Source organism: Streptomyces sp. NPDC052396 (assembly GCF_044593195.1).
Taxonomy (GTDB): domain Bacteria; phylum Actinomycetota; class Actinomycetes; order Streptomycetales; family Streptomycetaceae; genus Streptomyces.
In genome coordinates this window covers 433527-454435 of record NZ_JBIUAW010000004.1, presented here as the reverse complement: position 1 = coordinate 454435, position 20909 = coordinate 433527, and the positions used below count along the sequence as shown (strand labels likewise).

12 protein-coding genes are annotated in these 20909 nt (G+C 72.3%); 3 read left to right on the top strand and 9 right to left on the bottom strand.

The window, feature by feature from the left end; all coding sequences use genetic code 11:
• Positions 1 to 12: 12 nt before the first annotated feature.
• The 4 genes from ACIHFE_RS13415 to ACIHFE_RS13400 all read right to left on the bottom strand — a co-directional run bounded on the left by ACIHFE_RS13415 (position 13) and on the right by ACIHFE_RS13400 (position 5180).
• A complete protein-coding gene (locus ACIHFE_RS13415) occupies positions 13 to 630 on the bottom strand; it encodes a SurA N-terminal domain-containing protein (RefSeq protein ID WP_400105981.1) in 618 nt (205 codons plus the stop codon).
• 140 nt (positions 631 to 770) lie between these two features.
• The gene (locus tag ACIHFE_RS13410) at positions 771 to 2375 is read right to left on the bottom strand and encodes a protein kinase (protein ID WP_400105980.1); all 1605 of its coding nucleotides are present in this window, start codon (positions 2373 to 2375) and stop codon (positions 771 to 773) included.
• Positions 2372 to 2968, bottom strand: a complete 597-nt coding sequence (locus ACIHFE_RS13405) for a hypothetical protein (protein WP_400105979.1) — start codon at positions 2966 to 2968, stop codon at positions 2372 to 2374. The genes ACIHFE_RS13410 and ACIHFE_RS13405 overlap by 4 nt, the downstream gene beginning before the upstream one ends.
• Positions 2969 to 3116: 148 nt before the next feature.
• On the bottom strand, positions 3117 to 5180 hold the full coding sequence (locus tag ACIHFE_RS13400) for an N-6 DNA methylase (protein WP_400105978.1): 2064 nt from the start codon (positions 5178 to 5180) through the stop codon (positions 3117 to 3119).
• 190 nt (positions 5181 to 5370) lie between these two features.
• Here ACIHFE_RS13400 and ACIHFE_RS13395 point away from each other — a divergent pair, with 190 nt between their 5' ends.
• Positions 5371 to 6102 carry a hypothetical protein gene (locus tag ACIHFE_RS13395; RefSeq protein WP_400105977.1) on the top strand — a complete coding sequence of 244 codons (732 nt, stop codon included), beginning with the start codon at positions 5371 to 5373 and terminating at the stop codon, positions 6100 to 6102.
• Between the two features lie 107 nt (positions 6103 to 6209).
• Positions 6210 to 7670, top strand: a complete 1461-nt coding sequence (locus tag ACIHFE_RS13390; RefSeq protein WP_400105976.1) for a DUF2079 domain-containing protein — start codon at positions 6210 to 6212, stop codon at positions 7668 to 7670.
• Between the two features lie 31 nt (positions 7671 to 7701).
• Here the strand turns inward: ACIHFE_RS13390 and mfd are convergent, their stop codons facing one another.
• From mfd to ACIHFE_RS13375, 3 genes are all read right to left on the bottom strand, one after another.
• Positions 7702 to 11232, bottom strand: coding sequence for a transcription-repair coupling factor (mfd, locus tag ACIHFE_RS13385; protein ID WP_400105975.1), 3531 nt, complete (start codon positions 11230 to 11232; stop codon positions 7702 to 7704).
• 282 nt (positions 11233 to 11514) lie between these two features.
• On the bottom strand, positions 11515 to 14073 hold the full coding sequence (locus ACIHFE_RS13380; RefSeq protein ID WP_400105974.1) for an ABC transporter permease: 2559 nt from the start codon (positions 14071 to 14073) through the stop codon (positions 11515 to 11517).
• Positions 14070 to 14858: an ABC transporter ATP-binding protein gene (locus ACIHFE_RS13375; RefSeq protein ID WP_400105973.1), complete on the bottom strand. Its 789-nt coding sequence runs from the start codon at positions 14856 to 14858 to the stop codon at positions 14070 to 14072. The genes ACIHFE_RS13380 and ACIHFE_RS13375 overlap by 4 nt, the downstream gene beginning before the upstream one ends.
• 474 nt (positions 14859 to 15332) lie before the next feature.
• On the opposite strand from ACIHFE_RS13375, the gene ACIHFE_RS13370 reads away from it, so the two are divergent.
• Positions 15333 to 17036: a lytic murein transglycosylase gene (locus ACIHFE_RS13370; RefSeq protein ID WP_400105972.1), complete on the top strand. Its 1704-nt coding sequence runs from the start codon at positions 15333 to 15335 to the stop codon at positions 17034 to 17036.
• A gap of 42 nt (positions 17037 to 17078) precedes the next feature.
• Here the strand turns inward: ACIHFE_RS13370 and ACIHFE_RS13365 are convergent, their stop codons facing one another.
• On the bottom strand, positions 17079 to 17915 hold the full coding sequence (locus ACIHFE_RS13365) for a cellulose-binding protein (RefSeq protein WP_400105971.1): 837 nt from the start codon (positions 17913 to 17915) through the stop codon (positions 17079 to 17081).
• A gap of 259 nt (positions 17916 to 18174) precedes the next feature.
• Complete coding sequence (locus ACIHFE_RS13360) at positions 18175 to 20907, bottom strand: SUKH-4 family immunity protein (RefSeq protein WP_400105970.1); 2733 nt, start codon at positions 20905 to 20907, stop codon at positions 18175 to 18177.
• Positions 20908 to 20909: the final 2 nt, after the last annotated feature.

Sequence of the window (20909 nt, the reverse complement as noted above, 5' to 3'; positions counted from 1 at the left end):
GGCGGGCGCGGGTCAGGCCGGGCGGTCGGCGGCCGGGAGGGCGGCCCGCAGCCAGGGCTCCTGGACCGGGCCGGCGGTGCCCCGCTTGGCGTCCCAGGTGCCGTACCGGGGGTTGATGTCCACCCGCAGATCCTCGGAGGTCCGCATCAGCACCTGATTGGTGCGGGCGGCGCCGAGCTTGCCGTCCAGCCGGGTGCGGACCAGGTCCATGGCCAGCGCCTGGTCGATCTGGCCGGGTGCGATGCCCAGCGCCAGAAAGCGGGCCCGCACCGCCTCGGCACCGCCATTGGCCCGCTCCACCTGGGCGCGCTCCTGCTGGAGGTCGCTGCGGGTGATGTTCACGCCATTGTCCCGGCCGGCCTTGGCCACGATCCGGTACTGGATCAGACGGACCAGGGTGTCCTGGCTGAGCCGGGCGCTGTTGGCGACCAGCTGCTCCGCCTGCGGGGAGGACCGCTGTGCCTGACGTACATCCTCGACCTGGTGCTGGAGCTGCGAGACGGTGATGCGGTCCTTGCCCACGATGGCCGCGGCGCCCGGGTGTGCGGCGGAGCCGCAGGCGGTGAGCGCGGGGGCCAGGGCCAGCAGCCCGGCGGAGACGGAGAGCGCGGCGGTCCTTCGGCGGATCATAGAGCCTCCCGGCAGTGATCGTGCGGCGGTGCGTCGATCGTCCTGGCGTTGATCGATGGTAGGGAGTCCAGCTGGCCCAGGCCACTGATTCGACCAACGATTCGCCGGGAGTTGAGGTGCGCCAAGGCGATCTCCCGTCCTCAGGCGTGCACTTCGCCCAGCCATCTGAGGGTGTGTCGGATCTCGGCGGGCAGCGGATGGTGCGGCCCATACAGCCGCTCGGCGTCGTGCAGCAGGGCGGCCAGGGTGTCCCTGGCGGCCTGCCGGTCCCCCAGGGACAGCAGCAGCTGGGCCATCCGGCGCCGCACTTCCAGCGGGGTGGCCGGGTCGGCCGGGTCGTTCTGGAAGTGCGGCAGCAGGACCCGGTACTCGCTGAGCGCGCCGACCGCCTCGCCCAGCTGCTCCAGGCACTGCGCCGCGTCATACCGGAAACGCAGCACCTGCCGGGCCGCGTGCGGGCCGGACTCCAGGGCGTACTCCTCGGCCAGCCACCGCAGTTCGGGCAGGGCGCGCCGGTACTGGCCGTCGTCCATCAGGGTGGCGGCGTACTGCTTGCGCAAGGTGCGGACGACCGCGGAGCGCTCGCCGTGCTCCCGGGCGGCGGCCGGCAGGATGGCGCCCAGCAGATCCACGGCCTGGGTGATGCCGCCCTGGTCCAGCAGCCGCTTGACCTCCTCCACCGCCTCGGCGACATCCGGGCCGGCGGGGGCGGCGGGCGGCGGAGCGGCCGGAGCAGGGACGGGCGGAACGGGGACGGGCGCAGCGGGGACGGGCGGAACGGGGACGGGCATGGCAGCCGCGGCGACCGGCCGGTCGGGCCAGGGAGCGTGCGGCAGAAGGAAGGGACGGGTGGGATTCATCGGGCCTACCGGCCCACCGGAATACGGACCGGTGACGGCCTGGCCGGGGGCGGGCAACAGCGGGGCGAGCGCCCGGTAGACCTCCTGGGCATCGGCGGGCCGGCCCTGGGGGTCCTTGGCCAGCAGCCTGAGCACCAGCTCCTCCAGCGCGGCCGGCACCTCGGGGCGGACCTGCCGGACCGGGACGGGCGGTTCATAGAGATGGCGGTGCAGCACCCCCAGCGCGGTCGAACCGGCGAACGGGACCTGCCCGCTGAGCAGTTCATGCAGCAGGACGCCGAGCGCATACAGATCGGTGTACGGCCCGACGGCGCCGCCCATGGCCTGCTCCGGGGCCATATAGGCGGGACTGCCGATGGGCGAGCCGGTACGGGTGAGCCGGGTGGTGTCGGTGTCCAGGACCGAGGCGACCCCGAGATCGAGCACCAGCACCGAGCCATCGGGGCGCACCATCACATTCCGCGGCTTGAGATCGCGGTGGACGATGGGCACCGCATGCACCGCGGAGAGCACCGAGCACAGCTGGGCGGCCACCGAGACGGCCCATGGCCAGGGGTAGGGGTCATGCTCTGCCAGATGGTCGGCGAGGTCGGCGCCGTCCACATACTGCATGACCAGATAGAGGTCCTCGCCGTCGCTGCCCGCGTCATGCACGGTGACCAGGCCGTGGTGGTCGACCTGGGCGGTGACCCGGCACTCCCTGACAAAGCGGCGGCGCAGCTCGTCGGCACCGTCGGTGGAGCCCGCCATCCGGTCCGGGCGCAGCAGCTTCACCGCGATGCGGCGGTCCAGCCGCCGGTCGTAGCCGGTCCACACCTGACCCATACCGCCCTGGCCGATGAGCGTTGCCAGCTCATACCGGCCGGCGATCAGACGCCCGTTCACCGGCCCTGCTCCCTGTCCCTGTTATCCCTGGGCTCCTTGCGGAGCAGATGGCTCAACTCATCCAGCTCGGCGCGCACTTGGTCAATGCGCTGGGGCGGTCGCGGTGGATATGGCGCCTGCTGAGGGGCGGGAGTGGCACTGTAGAACACCGGTGCCTGCTGCGGTGGCTGGAGATGCGGCGGCTGCGCGGGCATCGGCTGCGGCGGCTGGGCCGCACCTGCCTGCCCATAGGGCGGGTAGCCGGCGGGCCCGGGCACCGCCGGATGGCCGGGGAGCGGACCGGCCGGGTGGGCCATACCGGTCTTCCGGACGGGCGGCCGATGGTGGCGTATGTCGAACCAGAGGTAGTAGGCGATGGCGGCACACCCCAGGCAGATGTCCGTCGCCATGCCGATGTGCGGCCAGACGGTCTTGGACAGCCGCGACTCCAGCGAGGCCAGGCAGGCGAGGGACAGCACCAGCACCGCCCAGAACAGCGCCCAGTCCCGGGGCCTGCGCCGGAGGATGGCCACCCGCAGCACCGGTACCCAGCTCACCAGGAAGACGGTGCCAACGGTGAGGGCGACGATGACCACCCTGGTGGCGATCACCATGGGTCTCCCCCTGCGGTGGGGCGGCGGCGCGGAACCGGGGCCGGTCATTGCTACTCCTGGAGTGCTGGATGAGTCAGAGCCTATCCAGCGACCCCGCCAACTACCCTGGGGTTGCGGGGATCAGACGGCGTGACAGAAACCACCCTGCTCACTCCGGTCTGACGGCGCCGCCGGTCAGCCCGTCATAGAGCCCCTGTATCAGCTGCCCGCCCAGCCGCTCGGCGCTGCGCAACACCTCCTCGAAGCCGGCCAGGGCCTGGAATCGGGCGCCATAGCGGCGCTGTTCGGCCAAGGGCAGCCGGGGCACCTGGAGCCGGCGCACATCGAGCCGGGTGGCGGTGGACGCATAGCTGCTGGCCTGGCGCTGGTTGGCGGTGCCCCGCAGGAAACCGGCCAGAAACCAGGGGTCCAGGGCGGAGGGATCGGGGCGCAGCAGGAACAGGCCCCGCCCCAGTGCGGCTCCGGCGGTCGCCTCGTCGATCACCCGGGCCACGGTGCCGTCACCGACCACCGGCACCACCACATCACCGGCCTCGACCAGCACCGGCTCCTCCGCGGGCCCCTCGGGCAGTGCGCCGGTCGGCTCGCTGCCCGCCCTGACGTCATAGTCGGTGAGCACCGGCGGCGCATCGGCTCCAGAAGTGGCACCCGGACCGCCGGCCCGCAGCACCAGGGCTCCGGCGCGGGCGAGTTCACCGACGGTGGTGGTGGGCCACCGGGCGGGCTCGTCCGGCGCGGCGGGCGGCACCGGGGCGAGCTCTCCGGTGCGCCGCAGGGCAGCGGTCAGCCGGTCGTGGATACCGGCGAGATCGGCCACGCCACCGCCGGCTGCGACCGGCGGGAGGTGGCGGGCGGGGGCGAGGTCCACATCATCGTCGAGCAACTCGATGACCGGCAGGGACCGGCGCCGTCCGGGCTGCTCCTCCACCGTGCCCGTCCGGTCGAACTCCTCCCAGGCGTCCAGGGCAGCGGTACGCACGGCCTGCCAGGGCAGCTTGTCCCGGCCGGCCGGCGCCAGGTCGGAGGTGTCCACCAGCAACAGCCGCGGACCGGGCGAGGGCTGGGCGCCGGGCCGCCGCAACACCCAGAGATGCAGGGGGATTCCATAGGGCGGGGCGGCACCTGCGGGCAGCGCGATCACGGCCCGCAACGCACCGCGGCGCAACAGGTCGGCCCGGATGCGGCGGCCGGAGCGGCGGGAGGCCGCGGCCGGCGGCATCAGCAGCACCGCGGTGCCGCCGTCCCGCAGCCGGGCGAGGGCGTGCTGGATCCAGGCCAGCTCGGACTCGGTGCGGGCGGGGAAGCCATACTCCCAGCGTGGGTCATAGGCCAACTCCTCATGGCCCCAGTTGCGTTCATTGAACGGCGGATGGCAGAGCACGGTGTCGACGGCCAACTCGCCGAAGGCATCGGCACGCAGACTGTCGCCGGCCCGCATCCGCACCTGGGCATCGGTCTGCAGGGCCAGGCGCAGGGCGCTGAGCGCCGCCAGGTCCGGGTCGGCTTCCTGGCCGAACACCGCGGAGGCGGGCGAGGCCGGCTCGGCCGCACTGAGCAGGGCGCCGGTGCCACAGGCGGGGTCGAGCACGGTGCGCGGGCGCTGCCGGTCCATCGCGCCCTGGCCGATGGCGGCCATCAGCTCGGCGGGACCGGGTGGCGTGACCGCGTTCTGCCGGGGGTTGGCGTCGAAGTGGCGACTGAGCAGGAACTCGAAGACCGGGGCGGTGCCGCGCGCGGCGGCGAGTTCGGCGGCGCCGCGCACCAGTGCGGTGGAGATGGCGAGTTCGGCCGGGGTGGGGACCGCGACCGGGTGCGCCTCACCGAGCCGGGCGGCCAGCACCGACTCCAGGGCGGTGGGCAGCGCTTCCGCGAGCTTGAGATCGGAGAGTGCCGCCAGCTCCAGCCAGGCGGTCGACCGGTCGCGGATCAGCAGCAGCACGGATCCGGCGTACCGGAGGGCGGTGAGTGCACCGGCCGGATGGCCGGTCAGCTGCTGCCAGACCCGCTCGCTCAGCGGGACCTCGGCGAGCTTGCCCTGGTGGCGCAGCCATTGCTCGACGTCTCCCAGGTCGAACGTCGGGCTGGTGTCGGTGCCGCCGATGGGCTGGGGGAAATCCAGATGGCGGCGGCGCCAGTTGCTGACCGCCGCGCGCCCCACCCCGGCCAGCCGGGCGATTCCGGCCGCGGTCACTTCCGTTGCGTTCTCGGCCACCGGGCTCCCCTCCCACTCGCTGTGTGTGCGTATCCGATCGATGTGCTGCCGAGCATAGGGGCCCACATCCGGCCGCCACCACTTCACAGCCGTGAACTCACCTCTTCGCGTGAACCTGGTTGACTCGGTTAACAGCCTCTGCTGTGATTGACCCGTTGGTTCACGAAGTCCGCGCCGAGAGGTGTTCGCCATGTATCAGCACGCCCCGCAGCCCGCCCCGCACAAGCAGCGCAACTGGTTCGCCCGGCACAAGGTCCTCACCGGGATCGGCGCCCTGGTCGTGGTGGTGGGCATCGGCGCCGCCACGGGAAGCGGCGGCAATGACGAGGACAAGACCGGCACCTCCGCCCGGTCCGCGGATCACGCCTCCGGCACCGGGGACGGCAAGGCGGCCGGCAAGGAGAAAGAGAAGGGGAAGGGCGGGAAGGCGGATCTCTCCGGCAACGGCACCTTCCAGGTCGGCTCCGACATCAAGCCCGGCACCTACCTCTCGGCCGGGAACAAGGAGGGCTGCTACTGGGAGCGCCTCAAGGACTCCACGGGCGACGCGGATTCGATCATCGCCAATGACAATGTGGTGGGCTCCTCCTATGTGACCGTCGAGGCCGGCGACAAGGTCTTCAAGACGCAGGGCTGCAAGGGCTGGAACCTGGTCCCCGCCACCAGGCCCTCGACCGGCAGCCGTAGAACGGAGTTCGCCGGGAACGGCATGTACCGGGTGGGCGTCGACATAGCCCCCGGCACCTACAAGTCCCAGGGCAACAAGGACGGCTGCTACTGGGAGCGCGCCAAGGACGCCCTGCATGGGACGGACTCCATCGCGGCCAATGAGAACGTCACCGGCAACGGCCTGGTGACGATCAGCGCCGACGACGCCTACTTCAAGACCAGTGGATGCACCGACTGGAAGCAGGCCGGCTGATCCGGCCGGACCGACGGCGTCCTCACCTGCGGGATGCCTGATGGTCGGTGGTGTCCGCGTATCTTTTCGACAGTCGTCCCACCGACCAGTCGAAGGAAAGGACCACCATGGACTCGGCCGCAGCCGCCGTGTCGGCGCCGGGGCCGGGCCCGGCCGAGATCGCGGGCAAAAGCCGCTCCTGGGGCACCACCCTGCGGGCACCACGACTCGACCCGTACTGGGTGGCCGGGGCTCTCTTCGTCCTCTACTCCCTGCTGTCCCTGTGCCGGAACCGGCAGATGCTCACCATGTCCTGGGACCTGGGCATCTTTGAACAGGCCATAAGGGCCTACGCCCACCTCCAGGCGCCCATAGTCGATCTCAAGGGCCCGGGCACCAATATCCTCGGAGACCACTTCAGCCCGGTCACCGTACTGATAGCGCCCTTCTACCGGGTCTTCCCGACCCCGGTGACCCTTCTGGTAGCCCAAGCCCTGCTCTTCGCCCTGTCCGCGGTGCCGGTGACCCGGCTCGCCGCCGGACTGCTGGGCCGGGCACGCGGGCTGGCCATAGGCATCGCCTACGGGGCGTCCTGGGGCATACAGCGCGCGGTCGACTTCGACTTCCATGAGATCGCCTTCGCCATGCCGCTGCTGGCCTTCTCCCTGGAAGCCCTGGTACGCAGCCGCTGGCGGACCGCGGTGCTGTGGGCCCTGCCGCTGGTTCTGGTCAAGGAGGACCTCGGGGTCACGGTGGCCGCGATCGGTGTGGTGATCCTGATACGCCTGCGGCCCCTGCGCCGCGACTCAGCCCGCGACTCACGCCGGGCCGCCCTGGCTCTGGGGGTGGTGGCCTTCGGTCTGGCAGCCACCGTGCTGACCCTGACCCTGCTCATCCCGGCCTTCAACTCCACCGGCTCCTACGACTACTGGAACAAGGTCAACGGCGACGGGCCCGCCCCGACCATCCCGGTACTCACCGCGATACGCACCCTGCTGTGGGTGCTGCTGCCCACCACCGGACTGCTGGCCCTGCGCTCGCCGCTGCTGATCGTCGCCCTGCCCACGCTGGGCTGGCGCTTCCTATCCCATGACGACCACTACTGGGGGACCGACTGGCACTACAACGCGGTGCTGATGCCCATCGTCTTCATCGCCCTGACCGATGCGCTCGCCAAAGCCCACGAGGCCGGCAAGCCCTGGCTGCGGTCCTACGCCAACCACCTGCCGGCGGCGGTGGCCGGTGCGGCGCTCTCGCTCAGCTCGGCGCTGCCGCTCTACAGCCTGACCCTCCCCGACACCTACCGCACTCCCCCGGCAGTGAAGGCGGCCGAGCAGTTGCTGGACCGGATACCCGACAACGCCACGGTGGAGTCGGACATAGGCCCCATCAGCCGTCTGGTCAGCCGCTGCCGGGTGCTGTGGATAGGGGACACCCGGGGCATCGCCCCGGACTATGTCGCCCTGCACATCACCGACGGCAGGACCCCCCAGGAGCTGATAGCCGGTACCCAGCAGATGCACCCGGGGACGTCCTACCGGCTCCTGGGGAGCGGGGGCGGCTACACGGTGCTCAAGCGGTCCGCTTAGCCCATGTCGGCGCCCCCGGCCGGGGCCGGCCTCAGCCGAGGATGGTGGTGAGGAACTCCCCGGTCCAGGCCAGGAGTTCCCGGCCGACCAGCGGCTTGCCGCCGATGCGGGCCGTGGCCGGGCGCGGCACCAGGATCTGCCGGGTGGCGGGCTTGTGCACCGTGCGCGGGTAGAGCCGGTTCAGCCGCAGTTCCTGGGACTCGCGCAACTCCACCGGGCCGAAGCGGACGTTGGAGCCCTGGAGCGTGATGTCGGCGACCCCGCAGGCCCGGGCCAGCATACGCAGGCCGGCGACCAGCAGCAGGTTCTCCACCGGCTCGGGCAACTTGCCGTAGCGGTCGGTGAGTTCCTCACGGACGGCCTTGATGTCCTCCTCGCTGTTGGCGGCGGCGATGGCGCGGTATGCCTGCAGGCGCAGCCGTTCGCCGGGCGCGTAGTCGTGCGGCACATGGGCGTCGACCGGCAGCTCGATCTTCACCTCGAGCGGCGGCTCGGCCTCCTCCGCGCCGCCTTCCAGCGAGGCGCGGTAGTCGGCCACCGCCTCGCCGACCATGCGGATGTACAGGTCGAAGCCAACGCCCGCGATATGGCCGGACTGTTCACCGCCGAGCAGGTTGCCCGCGCCACGGATCTCCAGGTCCTTCATCGCCACATACATGCCGGCGCCCATCTCGGTGTGCTGGGCGATGGTGGCCAGTCGCTCATGGGCGGTCTCGGTGAGCGGCTTCTCCGGCGGGTAGAGGAAGTAGGCGTAGCCGCGCTCGCGGCTGCGGCCCACCCGGCCGCGCAGCTGGTGCAGCTGGGACAGGCCGAAGTTGTCGCCGCGTTCCACGATCAGGGTGTTGGCATTGGAGATGTCGATGCCCGATTCCACGATGGTGGTGGAGACCAGGACATCGAAGCGCTTCTCCCAGAAGTCCACCACCACCTGTTCCAGCGCCGACTCCGACATCTGGCCGTGGGCGGTGGCGATCCGGGCCTCCGGCACCAGTTCGCGCAGTCGCGCGGCGGCCCGGTCGATGGATTCCACCCGGTTGTGGATGTAGAAGACCTGGCCCTCGCGCAGCAGTTCACGGCGGACGGCGGCGGCGATCTGCTTCTGGTCGTAGGGCCCCACAAAGGTGAGCACCGGGTGGCGCTCCTCCGGCGGGGTGGTGATGGTGGACATCTCCCGGATGCCGGTGACCGCCATCTCCAGGGTGCGCGGAATGGGGGTGGCCGACATGGTCAGGACATCCACATTGGCGCGCAGCTTCTTCAGCTGCTCCTTGTGCTCGACGCCGAAGCGCTGCTCCTCGTCCACGATGACCAGGCCCAGGTCCTTGAACTTGGTCTCGGAGGAGAACAGGCGGTGGGTGCCGATGACCACGTCCACCGAACCCTCGCGCAGGCCCTCCAGCACGGCCTTGGCCTCGGTGTCGGTCTGGAACCGGGACAGCGCCTTGACCACCACGGGGAACTGGGAGTAGCGCTCGGAGAAGGTGCCGAAGTGCTGCTGCACCAGCAGGGTGGTGGGCACCAGCACGGCGACCTGCTTGCCGTCCTGCACCGCCTTGAAAGCCGCGCGCACCGCGATCTCGGTCTTGCCGTAGCCGACGTCGCCGCAGATCAGCCGGTCCATGGGGACGGACTTCTCCATGTCCTCCTTGACCTCGGCGATGGTGGTGAGCTGGTCCGGGGTCTCGGCGTAGGGGAAGGCGTCCTCCAGCTCACGCTGCCAGGGGCTGTCCGCCCCGAAGGCATGGCCGGGGGCGGCCATCCGGGCCGAGTAGAGCTTGATCAGGTCGGCGGCGATCTCCTTGACCGCCTTCTTGGCCCGGGCCTTGGTCTTGGTCCAGTCCGCGCCGCCCAGCCGGTGCAGGGTGGGGGACTCGCCGCCCACATACTTGGTGACCTGCTCCAGCTGGTCGGTGGGGATGTAGAGCCGGTCGCCGGGCTGGCCTCGCTTGGCCGGGGCGTACTCCACCAGCAGGTACTCCCGGGTGGCGCCCTGCACGGTGCGCTGGACCATCTCCAGATAGCGGCCCACGCCATGCTGCTCATGGACGATGAAGTCGCCGGCCTGCAGGGTCAGCGGGTCGATGGTCTTGCGGCGGCGGGCCGGCATCCGGCCCATGTCCTTGCTGGCCGCCTTCTGCCCGGACAGATCGGTCTCGGTGAGCACCGCGATCTTCAGGGCCGGGTCGACAAAGCCGTTGTCCAGGCTCGCGCAGGAGACATGGACCACGGACGGGGAGAGCTCGGGCAGGTCCGCGTCCAGCCGGGCGGCGATGCCCTCGCCGCCGAGCACCTCGACGGTACGGGCGGCGGGGCCATGGCCCTCGGTGAGGAAGACGGTGCGCCAGCCCTCGGCCAGCCAGCCCTTGGTGTCGGCCAGGGCGCGGGCGGTGTCGCCCCGGTAGGTCTCGGGGGCGCGCATGCCCAGGGTGAGGGTGTCGCTGTCCGCATCCTCATCGGCCGCGAAGGGACTGACGGACCACCACATCATGCCCAGTTCGCGGGCCCGGTCGCGGACATCGGCGATGCCCCACAGCGAGGCCGCGCCCACATCGATGGGTGCCTCGCCACCGCCGGCGGTGGCCGACCAGGACGCCTGGAGGAACTCCTGGGAGGTGGCCACCAGGTCGGCGGCGCGGGTGCGTACCCGCTCCGGGTCGCAGACCACCGTCATGCTGCCGGCCGGCAGCACATCCAGCAGCAGCTCCATGTCGTCCACCAGCACCGGGGCCAGGGACTCCATGCCCTCCACGGCGATGCCCTCGGCCAGCTTGCCCAGCAGCTCGGCCAGTTCGGGGTGGTCCTCGGCCAGGGCCGCCGCCCGCTCGCGCACCTGGTCGGTCAGCAGCAGCTCCCGGCAGGGCGGCGCCCACAGACCGTGCTCGGCGACCTCCAGGGACCGCTGGTCGGCCACCTTGAAGTAGCGGATCTCCTCGACCTCGTCGCCCCAGAACTCGACGCGCAGCGGGTGTTCCTCGGTGGGCGGGAAGACATCCAGGATGCCGCCGCGGACCGCGAACTCGCCGCGTTTCTCCACCAGTTCGACCCGGGCGTAGGCGGCCGCGGCCAGCGCGTCCACCACCTCCTCCAGGTCGGCGCTCCGCCCGCTGCGCAGGCTGACCGGCTCCAGGTCACCCAGCCCCTTGACCTGGGGCTGGAGCACCGAGCGGACCGGGGCGACCACCACGCTGACCGGGCCCGCGGTGGGGTCGTCAGGGGACGGGTGGGCCAGCCGGCGCAGTACGGCGAGCCGGCGGCCGACGGTGTCCGAGCGCGGGGAGAGCCGCTCGTGCGGCAGGGTCTCCCAGGCCGGGTACTCCACCACGGCATCCGGCGGCAGCAGCGAGCCCAGGGCGGCCGCGAGGTCCTCGGCCTCCCGGCCGGTGGCGGTCACCGCGAGGACCGGCCGCCCGGCGTCCCGGGCCAGTGCGGCGATGGCGAAGGGCCGGGCGGCGGGCGGGCCGACCAGGTCCAGGTGCGGCCGGTTGCCGTCGGCCGCGGCCTTGACCGCCTCGGCGAGCGCCGGATCGTTGACGACGGCGTCGAGCAGACCGTGCAGGCTCATAAAGGGCATCCCGTCCAGGGGTGGACAACGCGAACCGCCCGGCTCGTCGAGGGACGGGCCGGGTGCGACTCCAGCGTACGACGGGGGGCGGACCGGGGCTTTGTGGATAAGCCCGGGCCCGGACGCGCACCCCCGTGGTGCGTCCGGGCCCGGGCCTGGTTCGGGCATGCTGCCGGATTCCGGCCGCGGGTTGCGGGCGCCTGCGGCGGGCCATCCCCACCCGCGCGCCGCCCGTGGCCCCAACCGTGAGGCTGCCCTCTCCGGTGGGGCCACTGGCGGCCGTCAGTCCGTGGCGATGGCCTTCAGGACGTTCATCCGGCCCGCCCGGAAGGCCGGGACCAGGGCCGCGATCAGGCCCACCAGCGCGGAGCCGAGGAAGACCCAGCCGAGGGTGGACCAGGGGATCTCCAGCACGTCCAGTCCCTGCAGGGCGAGCAGCTTCTGGGCGGTGGCGCCCCAGCCCATGCCCAGCCCCAGGCCGAGCAGCGCGCCGAACAGGGCGATCACCACCGACTCCAGGCGGATCATGCGGCGCAGCTGGCGCCGGGAGAGGCCGATGGCCCGCATCAGGCCGATCTCCCGGGTCCGCTCGACCACCGAGAGGGCCAGGGTGTTCACCACACCGAGGATGGCCACGATGATCGCCAGGGCCAGCAGGCCGTAGATCAGGTTGAGCAGCTGGCCGACCTGGTCCTTGATCATCTTCTTGTAGTCGGACTGGTCGCGGACCTTGATCTGCGGGTAGTCGGCCATGGCCGCCTTGAGTGCGGCGGAGGCCTCCTTCATCTGGCCGTCCTTGGCCTTGGCCAGCAGCATCAGCGGCGGCGGCATCTTGTCGGCCGGCAGGTACCGCTTGGCGGTGGCGATGTTGAGGTACATCGCGCCCTTGTCGAGGCTGGTGTCGTCCGAGGTGATGGCGTTGACCTTGAGCCTGGCGGTCCGGCCGTCGGTCATGGCCACGGTGAGCCGGTCGCCCAGCTTGATCCCATGGTCCTTGGCGTAGCCCTCGGGGACCGACATGGCGTCCTTGGCGTACGCCTGGGACAGCGTGCCCTGGACGGTCTCCTGGCGCAGGTCCCGGGCGTAGCTGGGGTCGGCGGCGGTCAGCCGCTGGCCGCCGGTCTTGCCGTCGGGGGTGGTGATCCTGGCGTGCACCGCGGTGTACTCGGTGAAGTGGTCGATGTGCCCGGCCGACCGGGCGGCCTTGACCATCGCCGGGGTGAAGCCGTTGTTGCTGTCCATGATGAAGTCCGCGCCGACCGACCGGTCCATCTGGTCGGTGGCCGAGGCGATCATCGAGGAGCCCACCACCGAGAGGGCGGCGACCAGCGAGAGGCCGATCATCAGGGCCGAGGCGGTGGCGCCGGTGCGGCGCGGGTTGCGCAGGGCGTTGCGTTCGGCGAGCCGGCCCACGGGGCCGAAGACCCGCAGCACCACCATGCTGAGGACGCGGACGACCAGACCCGCCAGCAGCGGTCCGACCACCACCAGGCCGATCAGCGTGAGCAGCACGCCCAGGCCCAGGAAGGCCGAGCCGGAGGACGCCTTGTCCGCCTTGGCGGCCACCAGCAGCGCGGCCCCGCCGCCCGCGGTGAGCAGCACACCGATGGCGGCGCGCACCCGGCCCGCCCTGGCGTCACCGGGGTTGCCGGCGTCGCGCAGAGCGGCCATCGGGGAGATCTTCCCGGCCCGGCGGGCGGGCAGATAGGCGGCCAGCACGGTGACCAGCACGCCGATGGCCAGGCCCACCAGGGGCGTGGTGGCCTTGACGGTCAGGTCGGAGGTGTCCAGCTTCATGCCCAGCGAGCCCATGAGCTTCATCAACCCCACGGCCAGCGCGATGCCGCCGCCGATGCCCAGCACCGAGCCGGTCACGCCCAGCAGCAGCGCCTCCGCCAGCACCGACCGGTTGACCTGCCGGCGGCTGGAGCCGATGGCCCGCATCAGGCCGATTTCCCGGGTGCGCTGGGCGACCAGCATGGAGAAGGTGTTGACGATCAGGAAGATGCCGACCAGGACGGCGATGCCGGCGAAGCCCAGCAGCGCGTACTTCATCACGTCCAGGACCGAGCCCAGGCTCTTCTTGTTCTCCTTCTTGGCCTCGGCCGCGGTGCGCACCTGGTAGGTGTCGCCGAGGGCGGCGGTGACGTTCGCCTTCAGCTGCTCGTCGCTGACGCCGGGGGCGGCGGTCAGCCCGTAGCCGGTGTACTCGCGGGCGCTGCCGAGGAGTTGGGTCTGGGCGGTGGCGGTGTCGAAGTAGAGGATGGCCGCACCGGGGTTGGTGGTCTTGTAGGTGGCCAGGCCGACCACCCGGACGTTGAAGTCACCGGGGGCGGCGATCACCCGCAGGGTGTCGCCCATCTTGACGTGGTGCTTGTGGGCGGTGTCGGAGTCCAGTACGGCCTCGCCGGCGCCCCGCGGCTGGTGGCCGCTGGTGATCTCCACCGACTTCAGCTGGCTGTCGGCCCAGTTGACGCCCACCGTGGGAGCGCCCGAACTGGGGCTCAGGCTCTCCTTGCCGGCGGTGGCCACGGTGATCTGCTGGGTGGCGACCTCGGGTTCGACCTTGGCGACGCCCCGCACCCCGGCCAGCCGGTCCCGTACCGAGGCGGGCAGGGTGGCGGGCTTTCCGGTCTCCTGGGCGTTGTCCTTCTCCTTGGGATGGACATCCACATCGGAGGCGGTGGAGGCGAAGAGCTTGTCGAAGGTGGCGGTCATGGTGTCGGTGAACACCAGGGTGCCGCAGACAAAGGCCACCGAGAGCAGCACGGCGATCAGGGACAGCACCATCCTGCCCTTGTGCGCCAGGAAGTTGCGCAGTGAGGTACGGAAGATGGTCACGACACCCGTCCCCGGGCGTCGAAGTTCTTCATCCGCTCAAAGACCATCTCCGCGGTGGGCTGGTGCATTTCGTCCACGATGCGGCCGTCCGCGAGGTAGAGCACGCGGTCGGCATAGGAGGCGGCCACCGCGTCATGCGTCACCATGACTATGGTTTGCCCGAGTTCGTCCACCGAGCGGCGGAGGAAGCCCAGTACCTCGGCGCCCGCCCTGGAGTCCAGGTTTCCGGTCGGCTCATCACCGAAGATGATCTCGGGACGGGCGGCCAGCGCCCGGGCCACGGCCACCCGCTGCTGCTGGCCGCCGGAGAGCTGGTTGGGCCGGTGCTTCAGCCGGCCGGCCAGACCCACGGTCTCCACCACCCGCTCCAGCCAGGCACGGTCCGGCTTGCGGCCCGCGATGTCCATGGGGAGCGTGATGTTCTCCAGGGCATTGAGCGTGGGCAGCAGGTTGAAGGCCTGGAAGATAAAGCCGATCCGGTCCCGGCGCAGCTGGGTGAGCTTCTTGTCCTTGAGCCGGGTGATCTCGGTCTCGTCGATCCAGATCTCGCCGGAGGTGACGGTGTCCAGCCCCGCCAGGCAGTGCATCAGGGTTGACTTGCCGGAGCCGGAGGGCCCCATGATGGCGGTGAAGCGGCCCCGCGCGATGTCCACGTCCACGTGGTCCAGCGCGGTGACCCGGGTCTCCCCGGAGCCATAGGACTTGACGATCTGCCGCCCCCGCGCCGCGACGTCCGCATGTCCTCCACTGCCCCCGGTCCTGGGAATCGATACAGCCGTGGTCACGGTGAGTCTCCTGATCGCTCGGTGTCCGCTGAACTTCCGCTGAAGTGGTGTCCAGCCTGCTGGAACGCGGCCTCGGTCACGATGGGGCTGGTCTGCCTCCTGATGGTGGTGCTAGCCCCACCACGCCTCCCCCGGCCACCTCCAAAAGGCTAGGCAGCGCCACTCGCCCGCTCCTCCTGCTGCGGGACGACGTGCGGGCGGGAGAAAGTACGGGCCGACCCCTAGGGGACGCGCCCCCTTCGAAGCGGTACGTCTCAGGGTCAGCCGGGCCGGGTAGCAAGGCAATTGCGGGCGGTGACGGTGAAGTGGCCGGTGTCCGGCGGCGGATGGGGCAACGAACGGCGAAGAATCCGTGAAGGCTGTCCCCCGGCAAGACAATTGGGGGCAGAGGGAATTAGTGTTCGGCTTTATGGCCGTGGGGGCGGCATGTGGCCCCGCAGCACGGCCGCCGGTCTCTCAAGGAAGCAGCCTCCGGTGAAGATACTTCGTACTCGCGCTGCCAGCGTCTCCCGACAGGGACTGTGCACGGCCCTGCTGGTCGCCAGCCTGAGTGCCGCGGTCGGCGCCGTTCCGGCGCACAGCAGCGGGGACCACGACGACCCCGCCCCGGCGCCCGGCAACCCGCAGAGCCGGCCGCATGGCTCCCCCAACCTCACCCTCCCCGACCTGGTCCCGCGGCCCGGCGCCTCCGGCAGACCCGGCCGCGACCTCGGCACCGGCGATATCCCGGACGGCGCCACCGGCATTCCGGCCACCGCGCTGGCCGCCTACCGGAACGCCGAGAAGATAGCCAAGGAACAGTGGCCCGACTGCCACATCCCTTGGGAACTCATCGCCGGCATCGGCAAGGTGGAGTCCGAGCACGCGGCCGGCTACGGACTGCGCTCCGACGGGTCGACCGAGAAGAAGATCCTCGGACCCGCCCTGGACGGCAAGCAGTTCGCCCTGGTCCCGGCCACCGACGGCGGCCGCTGGACCGGTGACCCGGTGTACGAACACGCCATCGGCCCCATGCAGTTCCTCCCGGCCACCTGGGCCGGCTACGCCATGGACGGCACCGGTCTGGGCCAGAAGGACCCCAACAACATCTTCGATGCCGCCGCCGGCACCGCCCGCTACCTCTGCGCCGGCGGCCTGGACCTGAGCAAGCAGGACGACATCGACAAGGCCGTCCTGCGCTACAACAACTCCCGCGACTACCTCAACGCGGTGGTCGGCTGGATGCGCGCCTACCAGAACGGCAAGGCGGTCCCGGTGGCCGATCCGCCGGCCGCGCCCGGCAACCCGGCACCCGCTCCCGGCGGCCCCTCCCGGGGCAGCGACACCAGCCCCACCGAGCCGCCGCGCCGTAGCTCCCAGCCCTCGCCGGGAACTCCGGCGCCCGGGCACTCCGAGAAGCCCACTCCGTCCCCCCAGCCCACCGACCCGGGGAAGGAAAAGGACCCCGGCAAGGACAAGGACCCGGGCAAGGACAAGCCCGTCCCGCCGGCCCCGGTCACCCGCCTGGACCGGCTCGGTGAGCGGACCCTCAAGGCCACCGCCGGTCAGACCTTCACCGACCGGACCCGGGTACGGGCCCTGGACCGGGACGGCAAGCCCGCCCAGGGCACCAAGGTCCGCTTCGAGATCATCGGCGACACCGAGGCCCGCTTCCCCGGCCAGTCCCGCACCGTCACCGCCGTCACCGGCAAGGACGGCTCGGCCACCGCACCCGCCCTCCAGGCGGGCGCCAAGGCCGGTGACTTCACCGTGCGGGCCACCGTGGAGGGCCGGGACATCAAGCCGGTCGACTTCGACGCCACCGTCGAGGCCGCGCCCGCACCGCACGCCGACACCCTCGAACGGGTCGGCACCGGCGCCCTCAAGGCCAAGGCCAACGCCTCCTTCACCACCCCGGTGCGGGTACGCGCCCTGGCCAAGGGCAAGCCGGTGCAGGGCCTCGCGCTCACCGCCACCGTGCTGGCCGCGGACGGCAAGACCCCGGTGAAGACCGGCCCGTTCTTCAAGGACGAGCACGGCAAGCCGGTCCGCACCCTGACCCTGCCCGCCACCGGCGAGGACGGACAGCTCACCCTGCCCGGCCTGTTCACCGGAGCGGACACCGGCGCGTACACCCTGGTGCTCGCCACCGAGGACGGCACCCAGCTGGTGCTGCACCTCACCGTGACCGCGAGCTGACCCCGGCCGGGCGGGCCCGACACGGCCCGCCCGGCACCGGGCTCAGCCCTCGCCGCCCACGTCCTCCGCCACCGGCTTGCCGGTCAGCGCCGCCAGACTGTGCCGGACATGCGCCATATGCGAGCGCAACTCCTCACGGCGCTCCTCGTGTTCACGCAGCACCCGTTCCGTCTCCCGGGCCACCCGCTCCTCACGCACCCGCGCCTGGGCGATCACCGACGCGGCCTGCGCCTCGGCGTCCTCCTGCCCATGCCGGGCCGCCTCCTCGGCGTCCGCATAACGCCGCTGGGCCTCATTGAGCGTGGAACGGGCGTACTCCTCCATCGCCGCGATCCGCGCCTCCAGCGCCGTCTCCCGCTCGGCGGCCTCCCGGCCGGCCGTCTCCCAGCGCTCCGCCTGGTCCTTCTCCTGCTCGGCCAGCATGGCGGCGGTCCGCTCCCGCATCTCCTGCAGCGCCCGCGCCGCCTCCGCCCGCCGGTCCTTGGCCTCCTGCCGCACCGTGGCCCGCAGCTCGTCCGCCACCGACTCGGCGGCCAGCCGGGCCTGCCGCGCCCACTCCTCCGCCTCGGCCCGCACCCCCACCGCATGCTCATGGGCGGCGTCCCGCAGCTGCCGGGCGTACCCCTCGGCCGCGTCCTGAAGCTCGGCGGCCTCCGCCTCGGCCCGCTGCCGCAGCCCAATGGCCTCCGCCTCGGCGGTGGTCACCAAGCCCTGCGCCCGCGGACCCAGCGACTCATAGGTCTGCGGAGGCAGCTGCGCCGCGATCTGGGCGAGGCGCTGGAGCTCGTCCTCCATCTCCCGCGCCAGCACCGTCAGCCGTGCCGCCCGCTCCCATGCACCGTCCCGTTGCCTGGCGAACTCCACTGCCGCACGGTCCACCTGGTCAGGCCGGTAGCCGCGGCCTCGTACGACAGTGAACCCCTCGGGAGGCACCGATGCACTCATGCTTGTAGCCCCTTATGTCCGGACCCGGTGTGCGACGCGGTCAGGCGCACATCATTCCCGTACGAGAGAAGTGCCCCAAAACCCGACACTCCGCCCGCCCCTTCTGTCAACAACACGCCGACCGACGGCGCGGGGCGCCCGACCCGAGATGTCCGGGTCAAGCGCCCCGCCCCCGCCCAGCCGAGGCCGGTCGCTAGAAGAGACCGTCCCACATCTGCTCCAGCAGCACCGCCCACCAGTTCTCCGGCGAGGACAGCGCGGTGGCGTCCAGCGCGGACAACTGGTCCTGGAAATCCACGGTCCAGCGTCCGGCCTGCTCCGGCGTCAGGCCATAGCGCCAGCGCCACATCCGGCCGAGCAACGCCAAAGAGCGTACGAATTGGGGAAGGCTCGTGTTGACGAACTGCGGCGGCGCGCACCGGCCGTCCGGCCCCGGCTCCAGCGGCACCGCCACAATGTGCGCCGTGCCGTACTGCACACACAGCTGACGGCCGAAATCGCCGCCCATCACCAGGTACGAGGCGGCGTCCGCGGCCGGCTGCACACCCCGCTCCACCGCCAGCTCCGCCAGCGTGGGCACCGGACGGCCCGGCTGGGCCTGGGCCCAGAAGAACGGACCGAAGTCCCGCGGCAGCCCGGCCCACACCAGGGTGTGCGCCACCACCTCGGGCACGCCCTGACGGGACACGGCACGCTGGTCGAAACGGAACACACCCTGCTCGGTGAAGGAGTCCACCAGCTCCCGGCCGATGGCATCCGGCGCCACCGGCGGCGCTGCGGGCACCTGCCCCGGCCGCGGCAACGGCACCCGGTTCGGCGCCGGACGCGCCGGAGCCCCCGCGACCTGGTGCAACTCGCCCTGGTGCGTCACCAGATGACTCATGCCCTGCTGCCGGCCGGCATGATCCCGGCCATAGGCGGCGGTATGGCTGATCCGCACCTGCGGCCAGGTCTCCCGCACCATCCGGGCACAGTAACCACCCGGCAGATCACAGGACTCCAGCTCGGTGTGCAGCTCCAGCACCTGCTGCGGCGGCACATTCAGCGCCCGCAGCTCATGCAGTATCTGCCACTCCGGATGCGGAGTGCCGGGCGCGCTGCGCCGGATGATCTGCTGCTCCGAGCCGTCCTGGGCGCGGTAGCGCAGCACGGCCATATAGCCCGGGCCGACCGTCGGCACCCCGGCCGGCGGCTGCGGGTAGCCATAACCACCGGGCGCGGCGGGCGAGCCGGCCGGACCGGGCGGCGGTACGGGCGCACCCGGGACGGCGGCGCCGGGGGCCAGCATGGTGGCCGCCTGGGCGATGCCCTGGCCGCCGCCCGAACCACCGGGTGCGGCGGGCGCGTTGGGCGGGCCCGGGGGACGCGGCGCGGCCCCCTGCGGCGTACCGGGCGGGCCCGGGGGCGGCGGGACGGTACCCAGGGCACCGGGGCCACCGGGGTGCGCCAGCATGGTCGCCGCATAGGCGACGCCCTGGGCGCCACCACTCGAACCACCGGGCACGGCAGGGGGGTTGGCGGGGGTGCCCGGCGGCACCGGCACACCGCCGGACGGGGTGCCCGGGGTGCCGGGCGGGCCCGGCGGCGGCGGAACGGCACCGGGGGCGCCGGGGCCACCGGGGTGCGCCAGCATGGTCGCCGCATAGGCGACGTTCTGCGCGGCGCCCGAACCGCCGGGCGCCGCGGGGGCGTTGACCGGCGGCGGCACGGGCGCACCAGGCACGGGCGGCGGCACCGGCGCACCGGGCACCGGCGGCGGAGTGGCGGTCCCGGCAGGCCCGTTGGCCGCCTCGGGCGCGGCGGGCGGAGCGGGCGGCGTGGGCGGCGTGGGCAGGGCGGGCGCACCGGCAGCACCATGCGCCGCGGGCGCGTCATGGGCGGGGGCACCCGGGATTCCCGGGGCGCCCGGCGTACCCGGCACCGGCCAGCGGCCGCCCGCCGGGTCGTCCAGCGCGGGCGCGATGGCCGTGGCCGGCAGCGCGCTGCCCTGTGGCAGCAACGCGGTCTTGGCATCGGGCCGGACGCCGGGCGCCGGGGCGCTGTCGGCATCGGAGCCGGACAGCGCGGGCGCCAGCACGGTGGCGGGCAGCCCGACCGAACGGTCGTCGTCCACCGCGCTGGAAGGCGCCTCCGCACCGGGCCAGGCGGCCGGCTCGGCGGCGTCGTCCCCGGCTTCCGCATCCGGCCAGGCGTCGGCCCGGCCGGCGCCCGTGCCGGAGTCCGCCGAGGCCGGCGGCGCCGCCGGAGTCACCGGCTCCGGCGCGGCGGCCGGAGCATCCGGCCAGGCGTCGGCCGACGCGGCCGAACCGGGCTGCCGCGGACCGGACTTGACCTCCGGACCAGCGGCCTCTCCGGACCAGGCGTCCGCCGCGGGGGCACCGTCACCGGCGCTCGCACCCGCACCCGCCGGCTCCGGCGCGGCGGCCGGCGCCACGGCGGCACCCTCCGACATATCAGGCACATCCGGCGTACCCGGCACATCCGTCGTGCCCGCCACATCCGTCGCACTCGCCGCGTCCGGCGCCTTCGCCGAGGACTCCCGGCGGTCCGGGATCCCCATCGCGTCCGCCGCGTCCTGCAACCACTGCGGCGGGCTGAGCAGGAAGGACGTTGCCTCCAGGTCCACCCGCTTGGGCGCCGTGGGCGCGACCGGCGCCGGTTCGTCCACCACCCCGTACTCCTCCTCGTAGCGGCGGATCACCTCACCCACCGGCAGCCCCGGCCACAGCGTGGTCTCCCCGCTGTCCCGGGCGATCACCAGCCGGGTGCGGCCGCCATCGCCGGAGGCCACCCCCTCCCGGCCCTCGGCCCAGGCCACAAAGCCCAGGTCGAACTCCCTTACCTTCACCTCGCGGTGCAGATAACCCGGCACCTCGCCGTTGATCCACCGCTCGGCGCGCTCCTGAGCCTGCGCGAAGGTCACCATCG

Excerpts from the sequence above, each read along its gene's own strand:
- ACIHFE_RS13415 (WP_400105981.1), bottom strand. The coding sequence starts at position 630 with ATGATCCGCCGAAGGACCGCCGCGCTCTCCGTCTCCGCCGGGCTGCTG.
- ACIHFE_RS13405 (WP_400105979.1), bottom strand. The coding sequence starts at position 2,968 with ATGGTGATCGCCACCAGGGTGGTCATCGTCGCCCTCACCGTTGGCACC.
- ACIHFE_RS13395 (WP_400105977.1), top strand. The coding sequence starts at position 5,371 with ATGTATCAGCACGCCCCGCAGCCCGCCCCGCACAAGCAGCGCAACTGG.
- ACIHFE_RS13390 (WP_400105976.1), top strand. The coding sequence starts at position 6,210 with ATGGACTCGGCCGCAGCCGCCGTGTCGGCGCCGGGGCCGGGCCCGGCC.
- mfd (WP_400105975.1), bottom strand. The coding sequence starts at position 11,232 with ATGAGCCTGCACGGTCTGCTCGACGCCGTCGTCAACGATCCGGCGCTC.
- ACIHFE_RS13360 (WP_400105970.1), bottom strand. The coding sequence starts at position 20,907 with ATGGTGACCTTCGCGCAGGCTCAGGAGCGCGCCGAGCGGTGGATCAAC.